11 protein-coding genes are annotated in these 10,113 nt (G+C 62.3%); 2 read left to right on the top strand and 9 right to left on the bottom strand.

The window, feature by feature from the left end; genetic code table 11:
• Positions 1-57: 57 nt before the first annotated feature.
• The 4 genes from fabF to IPM84_23370 form a co-directional block, all read right to left on the bottom strand.
• On the bottom strand, positions 58-1,302 hold the full coding sequence (gene fabF / locus IPM84_23355; GenBank protein ID MBK9095639.1) for a beta-ketoacyl-ACP synthase II: 1,245 nt from the start codon (positions 1,300-1,302) through the stop codon (positions 58-60).
• A gap of 276 nt (positions 1,303-1,578) precedes the next feature.
• Positions 1,579-2,691 carry a phosphate acyltransferase PlsX gene (plsX, locus tag IPM84_23360; GenBank protein MBK9095640.1) on the bottom strand — a complete coding sequence of 371 codons (1,113 nt, stop codon included), beginning with the start codon at positions 2,689-2,691 and terminating at the stop codon, positions 1,579-1,581.
• A gap of 139 nt (positions 2,692-2,830) precedes the next feature.
• On the bottom strand, positions 2,831-3,679 hold the full coding sequence (locus tag IPM84_23365) for a DegV family protein (protein MBK9095641.1): 849 nt from the start codon (positions 3,677-3,679) through the stop codon (positions 2,831-2,833).
• Positions 3,680-4,129: 450 nt separating this feature from the next.
• A complete protein-coding gene (locus IPM84_23370; GenBank protein MBK9095642.1) occupies positions 4,130-5,665 on the bottom strand; it encodes a M28 family peptidase in 1,536 nt (511 codons plus the stop codon).
• A gap of 63 nt (positions 5,666-5,728) precedes the next feature.
• Here IPM84_23370 and IPM84_23375 point away from each other — a divergent pair, with 63 nt between their 5' ends.
• Positions 5,729-6,220 carry an acyl-CoA thioesterase gene (locus IPM84_23375; protein MBK9095643.1) on the top strand — a complete coding sequence of 164 codons (492 nt, stop codon included), beginning with the start codon at positions 5,729-5,731 and terminating at the stop codon, positions 6,218-6,220.
• A 55-nt stretch (positions 6,221-6,275) separates the two neighbouring features.
• Here IPM84_23375 and IPM84_23380 read toward each other — a convergent pair whose 3' ends face one another.
• Genes IPM84_23380 through IPM84_23395 form a run of 4 tightly spaced genes read right to left on the bottom strand, consistent with a single transcriptional unit; the run spans position 6,276 to position 8,904 of the window.
• Positions 6,276-6,671: a hypothetical protein gene (locus tag IPM84_23380; GenBank protein ID MBK9095644.1), complete on the bottom strand. Its 396-nt coding sequence runs from the start codon at positions 6,669-6,671 to the stop codon at positions 6,276-6,278.
• Complete coding sequence (locus IPM84_23385; GenBank protein MBK9095645.1) at positions 6,668-7,582, bottom strand: helix-turn-helix transcriptional regulator; 915 nt, start codon at positions 7,580-7,582, stop codon at positions 6,668-6,670. The genes IPM84_23380 and IPM84_23385 overlap by 4 nt, the downstream gene beginning before the upstream one ends.
• Before the next feature lie 34 nt (positions 7,583-7,616).
• The gene (gene scpB / locus IPM84_23390; protein MBK9095646.1) at positions 7,617-8,375 is read right to left on the bottom strand and encodes an SMC-Scp complex subunit ScpB; all 759 of its coding nucleotides are present in this window, start codon (positions 8,373-8,375) and stop codon (positions 7,617-7,619) included.
• Positions 8,326-8,904 carry a hypothetical protein gene (locus IPM84_23395; GenBank protein MBK9095647.1) on the bottom strand — a complete coding sequence of 193 codons (579 nt, stop codon included), beginning with the start codon at positions 8,902-8,904 and terminating at the stop codon, positions 8,326-8,328. The genes scpB and IPM84_23395 overlap by 50 nt, the downstream gene beginning before the upstream one ends.
• 69 nt (positions 8,905-8,973) lie before the next feature.
• On the opposite strand from IPM84_23395, the gene IPM84_23400 reads away from it, so the two are divergent.
• Positions 8,974-9,192, top strand: coding sequence for a hypothetical protein (locus tag IPM84_23400; protein MBK9095648.1), 219 nt, complete (start codon positions 8,974-8,976; stop codon positions 9,190-9,192).
• A gap of 393 nt (positions 9,193-9,585) precedes the next feature.
• Here the strand turns inward: IPM84_23400 and IPM84_23405 are convergent, their stop codons facing one another.
• Entirely contained in the window at positions 9,586-10,077 is a 492-nt protein-coding gene (locus tag IPM84_23405; GenBank protein ID MBK9095649.1) for a DUF11 domain-containing protein, read from the bottom strand.
• Positions 10,078-10,113: the final 36 nt, after the last annotated feature.

The raw sequence follows: 10,113 nt of genomic DNA on the forward strand, positions 1-10,113 counted from the left end.
CGCAGTCACGAGGACGAGGGCGGCCTGCGCCGATTGGTTTGAAATCAGATAACTGGGTCAAGCGGCGTACTTGCCGACAACCAGGCAGGCATTTTGCCCGCCCAATCCGAACGAGTTCGACATCGCCACGCGCACGGGGCGTAGACGGGCCACGTTGGGGACATAGTCCAGGTCGCACAGGGGGTCAGGTCTTTCCAGGTTGATGGTGGGGTGAATGAGGTTGTTGACCACGCTGTAGACACACGCCATGAACTCGATCGCCCCGGCGGCGCCAAACGTGTGACCGATCATAGATTTGGTCGAGCTGATCGCCAGGTCATAGGCGTGCTCGCCAAACACCTGCTTGATCGCCCGCGTCTCGGTGGGGTCGCCGATGGGGGTGGAGGTGCCATGCGCGTTGATGTAATCCACGTCACGCGGGCTGAGACCGGCATCGGCCAGGGCTGCGGCCATGGCACGCGCCGCGCCGGCGCCTTCTGGCTGTGGGGCCGCCACGTGATAGGCGTCTGCGCTGGCCGATTGCCCCAGCACCTCCGCGTAGATGCGTGCGCCTCGTTCGAGGGCATGCTCCAGGCGCTCGAGCACCATGATACCCACGCCTTCACCGATGACAAAGCCATCGCGCTGGATGTCGAACGGCCGGCTGGCGCGCTCCGGTTCATCGTTGCGCAGTGAGATGGCGCGCATAGCCGTGAAGCCGCTGAAGAAGATGTGGCCGATCAGGGCCTCCACGCCGCCCGCCAGCATCACATCGGCCGCGCCGCGGCGAATCATCTCCATCGCTTCGCCGATGGCTTGCGTGCCGGCCGCACAGGCTGTGACCACCGTGGCGAGCGGGCCTTTGCAGTTGAAGGTCTGGCTCAGGTGAAAGGCCGGCATATTGGGCAGGGCGGCGGTCACCATGTGTGGCTTCATGCGGCCGGGGCCGTGGGTGATTAGCTGACGGATCAGATTCTCCGCGATGTCGAAACCACCCAGACCGGTGCCCATGCAGACGCCCACGCGCGCCGCCTGCTCGTCATCCCACTGAATGTTGGCGTCGCGCAGGGCTTCGGCGCCGGCTGCCAGCGTAATCTGCGAACAGCGCGCCATGCGCCTGGCATCTTTCGCCGGCACCCCGGCCGCGATGGGATCGAAGTCCTTGATCTCGGCCGCAATCTGGCACGGGTAGGCGCTGGCATCGAACTGGGTCACGCGGCCCACACCGGAGCGGCCGGCCACCATGGCTTCCCAGGAGGCGGGCGCCGAATGGCCCAACGGTGTCAGCGCGCCGAGGCCGGTGACGACCACGCGCGGGCGCACTTCTGGTTGTTCACCCAGGGAGACGAGCGCGTCCTGCAGGGTCTTGTCATCCATGGGGGGTTGATCGTGCAACTGATCGCTGGTCAGATCATCGGCCAGTAACCGCAGAAGCGCCGCGCGCACGGGTGTGGGAAGGCGGTTCACTTGTTGACGCAACATCGAAGTCATCGGTTTTCCTTCTATCCTTAGCTCTTTCTTAGCTCTTTCTCAGCTCTTTCTTAGCTCTTTCTCAGCACTCACTCAGCACTCTCGAAAACGAGAACCTGTTTCCTGGGATCAATCATCCCTCAGGCTTCGCGCCTGGACACCGGCGCGGATGGCTTCCAGGGTGTTGTTTTCAACCGCCTGTTTGGCTGTCCGCAGGGCGCCGCGCACCGCCTTGGCGTTCGAACGACCATGCCCGACCAGCAGCAAGCCGTCCAACCCAAGCAGCGGCGCCGATCCATACTCGGTATAATCGAGCCGGCGCGCGACCTTGCGCAGTCCCGGCAACAGCAGGGCCGCGGGCAAGGCCAGCGCCGCCGCCAGTCCGAGCAGCAGGCGCAGCAGAAAATCAGGGACGCCCTGCGCGGTGAGCGCGGCCAACGCCACGGTGGGCAAGAGTCCAAGCGCCGCATTGCGCGCCAGGTTGGCCCGTAATTCGCGGCGCAGCGCGGTCAGCAGCAGCTTGACGATACCCTCGCCGAATTTGATGATGACATTGCCGGTGAAGCCATCGGTGATGACCACGTCGGCGACGCCGGCCACGATGTCCTTGCCTTCGACATTGCCCACAAAGTTCAAACCGCTATCGGCCTTGAGCAGCGGCACCGTCTCTTTGACCAGTTCGCTGCCCTTGCCCTCTTCTTCGCCGTTGGACACAATCGCGACGCGCGGGCGCTCAAGGTGAAAAACCCGCTCGGCGTACAGGCTGCCCATGACCGCGAACTGATGCAAGTATTCAGGCTTCACCTCGGTGTTTGCGCCGATGTCGAGCAGCAGGCAGAAGCCGTCGCCGCTCGGAAAGAGCGTCGTCAACGCCGGGCGCTTGATGCCCTTGATGCGACCGAGGACGAACAGGCCCGTCGCCAGTGCGCCGCCGGTGTTGCCACAGGTGACAAAGGCGTCCGCCTCGCCGCGCTTCACCAGGTTGGCGCCCACGGCCATGGTCGAATCGCGTTTGCTGCGGGCGGCCGTCGCCGGATGATCGGTCATCTCCAGCACCTGACTGGCATGCACAAGCGGCAGCGCCAGGCCGTCCGTCTTGTGTTTAGCCAACTCGCGCCGGATCACATCCTCCGGGCCAACCAGGATGATCTCGATTCCAAACTCACGCGCGGCTTGCACCGCGCCAGCGACAGTCACGGCCGGCGCGTGATCGCCGCCCATGACATCCAGCGCAATTTTCACGACTTTCTCCTAACCCGGATCAGCCGGGATCAAACAGGACGGTCTCTGCCACGAATTTCACAGATTGGCCCCTTTGCCTTCGTGCAAATTCGTGCCATGCGTGGCGAGGGAGTCCTTGCTCTCCGTGCCAGAAGTCAACCTACAAGGCGTAGATCGCCAGGCCCAATGCCCCCGGCCCGGCCAACGCGGCCAGCACCGGCCCAATCTCGATCACCTGCACTTCCACCACGTGCAGGCGCTGGCGCATCTCCAGGTTGAAGCGTTCGGCTTCGGGTGCGCAACGGGCGTTGACCACCGCCACACGCACCGGCCGGTCTCCGAAAATTTCGTGCGCCCGCGTCAGAATATCTTCTAATGAACGCTTGCGCCCCCGCACCCGTGCAATGGGTTGAATGGTGCCATCGTGCATGAAGCGCAGAATGGGCTTGACATCGAGCAAGTTGCCAATGCCGGCCGTCAGGCGCGGCACCCGGCCGCTGGCGGCGAGATACTTGAGCGTTTCTGTCGTGAAGAAGGTGTGCGTGTTGTCGCGGACCACCGGCAGTTTAGCCATGATGTCAGCCAGACTGGCGCCCTGCTGAGCCATTTCGGCGGCTACCACAATTTGCCAGCCGCTGTCCATCGAAGCGCCCTTCGCATCCCAGACGGTAACCCGGTGCGCAGGCGCCAGCTCAATGGCCGCCATAGCCGAGGCATAGGTGCCACTCAGCACGGACGAGACGGTGATGCAGAGAATGTCATCCTCGACCGGCAGGTTGCGAATGGCTTCAGCAAACTGTTGCGGGGTAGGTTGGGAGGTGGTTGGGAGTTTGTCGGAGGTGAGTAGAATCTGATAGAAGGCTTCGATTGATAGCTCAACTTTGTTGAGATAGCTCTTGATACCCTGCGCAGTGGGGATGTTCAGCAGGGCAGGAACTTCGACGATGTTCAGGCGGGCAATCAAATCATCGGGCAAAGAATTACTGGAGTCACAAACAATGCGGACCATGCTCGTTTCCTTTATGGGAAAAAATTGCGTTTCCATCGGATATCTGGCGCCGTCGAATCCTCAGACAGAGGAAATGGGCGGAGTGCAGCGCCGGTCGGTGGTTGGGGTTCGTAAAAATATAACTTCCGTGTTTCTCAGCGTTTTCTCGGCAAAATACAGAAACGAATTCTTTTGCGAACCCCTGGCACTCAGTATACCAAAACTAGCACGGTTGACAACTTTCTCCTTTCTGGTATAATGTCCTCAGCGTCTTACGCCCCTGTGGTGGAATTGGCATACACGGCAGGTTGAGGGCCTGTGCCCGGTTGGGCGTGTCCGTTCGAGTCGGACCAGGGGCATCAAGAAAAGTCGTCACCGACAAGGTGGCGACTTTTCTTGTTCCAGACCGACGCCGCGCCGACCCTGCGGGGCCAGGGCGCCTGACCGCCATTGCCCCGCGGCCTCAGCGGCTCATGCCTGCCATTGCCACGCAGCCAACATCACATCCACAATGTCAATGTGGCCATTATGATCGAGATCCACGCGCCGGTCGTAGCCGGTGTCCCATAATTCGGTAATCATCGTGATGTCGGTGGTTGTCACCTGCCCGTCGCAGTTGATGTCGCCCAACAGGCAGGTGCCGGCAGTCGCGTCGAGCGCGGCAATCAGCATCTTGAGCACTTCGGCGGCCTGCGCAGGCGTTACCTTGTCGGGTGTATCGCACGTGCGGTGATAGCAACTGTAACTGTCGTACTCCTGTTCGATCAGCAGAACCGCCGGCAGGTTGACATCCAGGAAGGGAACATGATCGCTGCCCCACGCATAGTACGACGTGGTGACGTTGAGCGTGGTGTAGGTCTGCGCGTTCTGGCTGAGGGTCGTCACCAGGCCCACCGCGCCGGGCACGCTGCTGCGGCTTTCCAGCAGAACGTTGAGGGGGTACGCGGCGCTCTTGTAGCCGATCATGTCCATGATGAAGACCCCCTTGATACGGCTGCGCTCACTGGCGCTCAAGGAGTTGACATAGGCCTCGGAGCCATACAGACCCTGCTCTTCACCGGCGAAGGGGATGAAACGCACCGTGGCCTGCGGCGGATACCGGGCCAGGATGCGCGCCATCTCGAGGACACCGGCGGTGCCGCTGGCGTTGTCCTCTGCGCCCGGCGCGTTGGTAGCGGCAGACTGCGACGTGGAATCGTAGTGACCGCCGATGATGTAAACATCATTGGGGCGGATGCGGCCGCTGATCTCCGCGACGACGTTGTGCGCGGTGCCGTAGGGGCTGCTGAACGCCTGCAGGGTGGTGGCATACCCCAGGGATTCGAATTGGGCCTTCAGCCAGTCGCGTGCCAACTGCTTGCCGATGGTGCCTGTGCGCCGCGTGGTGGTGGCCGGCGCTTGAATCGTGGCCAGCCAGGTGATGTCGGCAAAGGTACGGGGGGCGCTGACCGCCGCCACCAGGTCGCTACGGCTATGATCGGGAGCGGCCGCCTCGCTAAACGGCGGCGGTCCGCCCAGGATCTGATTCAACAGCAGTGGGCTGAGTGGGTGAAGATGAAAGTCCTGATGGCCGTGGTGCGCAACCTCGTCTATCTCCTGCACGTGCGGGACAACATCTGGATGCTGCGCCAGCCAGGCGTCAACGCGGGCGCGCTGCGCGATGGCCGTGTGACCGGAGCGCAGCAGAACCGGCAGGCCGTCTGGTGGCAGGCGCACGGCGACGAAACTGCTGGCATCGGCATCGTCGGCCACCAGGATCGGCGCCGGGCCGGCCGGCGGGGTCAGCGCCGCTGCCGGCATATCGCCCGCCACCAACGCCTGTGTGCCCAGTTGCACCCACCAGGCGACGCCGGGGGCATGCAACAGGTCAGCGCGCTGCGTGGGGTTCAGGCTGCTGAGATCAACCACGAAGGTGTGACCAAAAGCGGCCGCGTGCAGCGAGCCAGCCGTGCTGAGAAAAATGATCAGAAGAAGAAGCACAAGCGACTGACATTTTCTGGTTGACATGTTGACTCCTTGACCTTTGCTCGATACTACCGTCTATGCTATGCTTGCCAGCAGGAGGAAGTCATGACTGATTTGCTGACACGCCGTGAATGGCTGGAAGGAAATGAAGCGTGTGCGGTCGTTTCGGTACGCTATGCGGAGACCGACGCGATGGGCATCGCCCATCACAGCAACACCATCATCTGGTTCGAGGAGGGGCGCAGCAGCCTGCTGCGCTGCGTGGGCTATCCGTACAGTCAGATCGAACAGGCCGGTTTTTACCTGACGGTGGCCGAAGTGATGGCACGCTACGTGACGCCTGCACGCTACGAGGACTTGCTGATCATCCGCACGCGCCTGGGCGCGCTGCGCAGCCGTGGCATCCGGTTTGACTACCAGATCGTGCGTGCCCGTGACAGCCTGGTGCTGGCCGGCGGCTATTCTCGGCACATTTGCATTACGCATGCCGGGCAGCCCACGCGTATCCCGGAGGCTGTCATGAATTACCTGACTCCGTATCTGCAACCCGACTCTCCCGGTCAGCGCCCGCGGCACGGCCCATTCGCCCATGAATGAATTTAATGAATTCATTGAATTCATTGAATTCATTGAATTCATTCGGTGGACCGATCTACTCCCAGCGGTCCACCATATGGCGTTGGACGACAAGCGACGCGCCATCAGCTTGCCGAATCTCGACAGCGCCCAAGTCCCACCATTGCACGGCGCCGGTCAGCGTTTCACTGTTGCGTAAGACCAGGGTCAGCGGCCGGCCGCTTTCCTGCGCATCTACCAGCGCCGCGGTCAGCCCCTTGCGCGGCCAGTGTTGGCGCCAGCGCAGCTCCTCCGCCGCCACTCCGAAATAGACCGCCATCTTCTCCAGCAGTTGTTCGTCGCCGATGGACCGATAGCGCTGCTCGATCTGGCGATAGATGCCGGGTGCGATCCCTGTGTCCGTTTCGATCTGCCAGGGCGTCGGCCCGCCCTTGAGCGCGCGCAAGAAGCGCACATAGTCCCCCAGGCTCATAGTGTCACCGGCGTTGGGGGCTGGCGATAATAGGCAATGGCGAGTTTTTGGATGGTCGTCTCGGCGCCGGATGGCTCACGTACGGTGATGGCATACGGGCTGAACCCAATCACCTGGCCAACGACCTGGCTGCCATCGAACAGCTTGAAATCCAGCAGCGCGCCTTGCGTCTGTTTCGCGGTCAGATATTTGAATTCGAACTCATCCACCGATTCGGGCAAGTACGGGCGCTGCCGTTTGCCTTTGGGGCGATTGGGATGTTCCTCGACGATGCGTTTCTGCAAGCTGCCCAAGAGCAGAGAGGCCTCACGGCGATTCATCTCACTCAACGGCTTGCCGACCTCGGCTTCCAGTTGGCTTTGTTCCACGCCGAGACGCGTGCCCAGGCTGAGCAGATGGGCGACCTGGCTGGGCCGCACCGGGCCGGGTATGGGCGGTGCGCGGTGTTCCTGATCGGGGCGCTCCCCGCGGTCAGGGCGTTCGCGGCGCGGCGGGCGCCGGTCGGACGCGGCGTAGCGCGGCGCGCCCCCCTCGGGCCGGGGCGGGCCTGCGGGGCGGTTGCCAGGCGGGCGTTGATCTCCGTCGGACGGGCTTGGGGGCAGCGCAGGCCCTGGCCCTGCAGGCGGGCTGGCGGGAGGCTGAGGAGTAAAAGGCGCCGGGCGTGGGGCCGCGCCTGCTGCAGCGGCCGAAGGGAACGGGGCGGGCGGGGGCATGGGCGGCGGATCGGACTGAATCTTGATCTCCCACGGCTCCACATAGAGCGAACGGGCAAGCCTCTCGATGTCTGTCAGAGGGATCGGAATTTCGCCCATCTCGTAGCGCCGCAGGACTTTGGATGAGATACCGGTGCGACCGCTCAATTCGCCAATCGTCATGCGTTTGCGTTTACGTACTTTCCAGAGATCTTCCATAATCTTATGCTCCTCGATCCTATGCTCCTCGATCCTATGCTCCTCGCTCTGTTGCTCCGTCATCTGCTATGGCATGGTCTGCTGCGCCGTGCTCGTTGATTGGGCGCCGGGTGTCAACCTCGGCTCGAGCCTCCGTGGTTGTTTCATCCGCAACCGTCACCGCCTGTGCATCACGCGCGGCCAGCTCGGCCATAATGGCCTCCGGCAACGGCGGCAGGTCTTCTACGCAGTTCAGGCTAAAATACTGCAAAAACTCGAAGGTGGTGCCGTACAGGATAGGACGTCCTACCGCGTCCAGGCGCCCTTGATCTTCGATCAGGCTGCGGCTCAGCAGTGTGCGAATCACACCGTCACAGTTGACCCCCCGAATCGCTTCCAGTTGTGTCCGCGTCACCGGCTGGCGATAGGCGATCATGGCCAACGTCTCCAGGGCGGCCGGCGATAGCTTGGGGTTGGTGTCGAGTCCCAGCAGGCGTTCGATGGCGGGGGCCGCGCTCGGCAGGGTCGTCAACTGCACCAGGTCATTCTTGCGCTGCAAGCGAAGGCCGCGTCCGACCAGGCTTGCGTCCAGCTCGGACAGCGCCCCTTCGACCTGCGTCGGCTCGACCAACAACACCGCGGCCAGGCGCGCCAGGGTGAGAGGCTCGGCCGCCACAAATAGCAGGCTTTCGATCAACACGCTAAGGGCTTCTGCGCGCGCGCGGGAGATTCGGCGTCGGTCAACAGATCTGTCACCATGATGCTCAGCGTGCGCTTCCCTTCTCGATGGTGGCACGCTCGGCGTAAGGCGCATGGTCAATCTGCACTTCCACCTTGCCCAGGCGCAGGCCCATGCGCTGCTCGACCACTTCACGCGTTACGGCCAGAATCTCTTCGGTCTTCATCGGCACTTCGATGTCCGGCGTGGTGCGAACGTTCAGCTTGATGTCCACGCTCGTACCGTGCGCTTTCACCTCAGAAGTGACGCCAACCACATCGGCCAGTTGGTCAAGGTGCCAGGCGAGCCGGCGCATGACCGAATCGGCGGTCAGCGTGGCCGCGCCGCTATTGGTCTGCACTCGAACGGTCGCGGGCCGGGTGCGCCGGACTTGCAGCCAGATGAATGGAATGAGAACCAGGGCCGCGGCCACCACGACCAGCACCTGCCCCAGCCTGAACTGCGGCCCAAAATCGTAATAGGCTTGGGTCAGGGTCTCATTCAGGTTGCTGACGATCTGCTGCGCCAGACTCAAGGCGCCAAAGGGAAACACCGCAACGCCCAGCAGGCAGACAAATAGCGTAAGAAAAAACAGAAAGACAATCAGACGATTCAGGCCATGCATCGCACACCTCACATTAGGTCCGACGATCGCTCACATTAGGTCCGGCGACCGCTCACAGTTGCCGCTTCTGTGTCATTATACCCGACTTTCAGGTGTACGTCTACCTCGGCCCCTGAGAACAGAGGAACTTTCTTACAGGCGCGCCAGGCCTTTCGCAATCCGGAGACGGCCCAGGCCTATCTCAATTTGCTCGTGCTCTGGCACAACATGCGCAGCTTTCAGCGCGGCAAGCGCGCCGGCCATAGTCCCTTCCAGTGGACGAATATCACCCCTGGCGCCGACGACTGACTAACCCTGCTCGGCTATCCTGCCGCCTGAGGGCGGTCGGCCCCGGCACGACACCGCGGCGCGCCTTTGTACGGCGCGGCTGCGGTTCTGACCGGCTGTCCTGCACAAGTAGCGAAAAGGGAAAGAAGGTGTACAATAGCAGCAAATATCGTTTCATTGATTGGGTGATGTTGCTGCCCGAGGAACTAGAGTTGGAATATGACCGGCGAGTGGACGAGTATCAGGAGGAACACAAACCGGTGAAGCGCCGTTGCGTCGGCGTCGTCTGATAGGGCGTCCCTCGATTCTCCCTCACGGCTTGTAGCGCAGCTCCGCATCGGGTGCGCCGTTCTCGTTGACCGTCTTCTCCGCCACGAATTTCACTAATTTGCACGAATTGAGCTTCTGTTCGTGTCAATTCGTGTAATTCGTGGCAAAAATCCGCCCGGCTTTCTCTGCCACGAATTTCACTAATTTACACGAATCGAGCTTCTGCCCTCGTGGCAATTCGTGCAATTCGTGGCCGAAAGTCGGGCTGATGGTCTCCTTGACCCGGTTGCCGTCGCCGTCGTACACGTAGCTGGCGGTCACGCCCCCGGACATGGCGGTCAGCGTCGCGCCCGCAGCCAGTTGGCCGATGACCCATTCCAGCCGGCGCTCGGTTTCCAGGTAGCTGAAATCCCCCTCCCCGGCCGGCCAGTAGGCCAGCTCCAGCGGCAGGGTGTCGCTCACCACCAGTCCGCTCAGGTCGCGGTCGGCCAGGGTGTTGGTGATGACCACGGTGTAGGTGACGACGCCCGCCGGCTCGACCTGCTGCGGCGTCGCAGCCAGCGTCAACTGCACCGGCGCAGGCGCGGGCGTCGCATCGGGATCGGAAATGAGATCGAAGTTGGGATCAGGGGACATGAGTTTAGCAGCGGAATTTATCTGGGGGGGGGGAGG

This window comes from Candidatus Amarolinea dominans, assembly GCA_016719785.1.
In the GTDB taxonomy this organism is placed as follows: Bacteria; Chloroflexota; Anaerolineae; order SSC4; family Amarolineaceae; genus Amarolinea; species Amarolinea dominans.

Coding starts and splice junctions, on each gene's coding strand:
- IPM84_23365 (MBK9095641.1), bottom strand. CDS start 3,679: ATGGTCCGCATTGTTTGTGACTCCAGTAATTCTTTGCCCGATGATTTG.
- IPM84_23370 (MBK9095642.1), bottom strand. CDS start 5,665: ATGTCAACCAGAAAATGTCAGTCGCTTGTGCTTCTTCTTCTGATCATT.
- IPM84_23375 (MBK9095643.1), top strand. CDS start 5,729: ATGACTGATTTGCTGACACGCCGTGAATGGCTGGAAGGAAATGAAGCG.
- IPM84_23380 (MBK9095644.1), bottom strand. CDS start 6,671: ATGAGCCTGGGGGACTATGTGCGCTTCTTGCGCGCGCTCAAGGGCGGG.
- IPM84_23385 (MBK9095645.1), bottom strand. CDS start 7,582: ATGGAAGATCTCTGGAAAGTACGTAAACGCAAACGCATGACGATTGGC.
- scpB (MBK9095646.1), bottom strand. CDS start 8,375: ATGCGCCTTACGCCGAGCGTGCCACCATCGAGAAGGGAAGCGCACGCT.
- IPM84_23395 (MBK9095647.1), bottom strand. CDS start 8,904: ATGCATGGCCTGAATCGTCTGATTGTCTTTCTGTTTTTTCTTACGCTA.
- IPM84_23405 (MBK9095649.1), bottom strand. CDS start 10,077: ATGTCCCCTGATCCCAACTTCGATCTCATTTCCGATCCCGATGCGACG.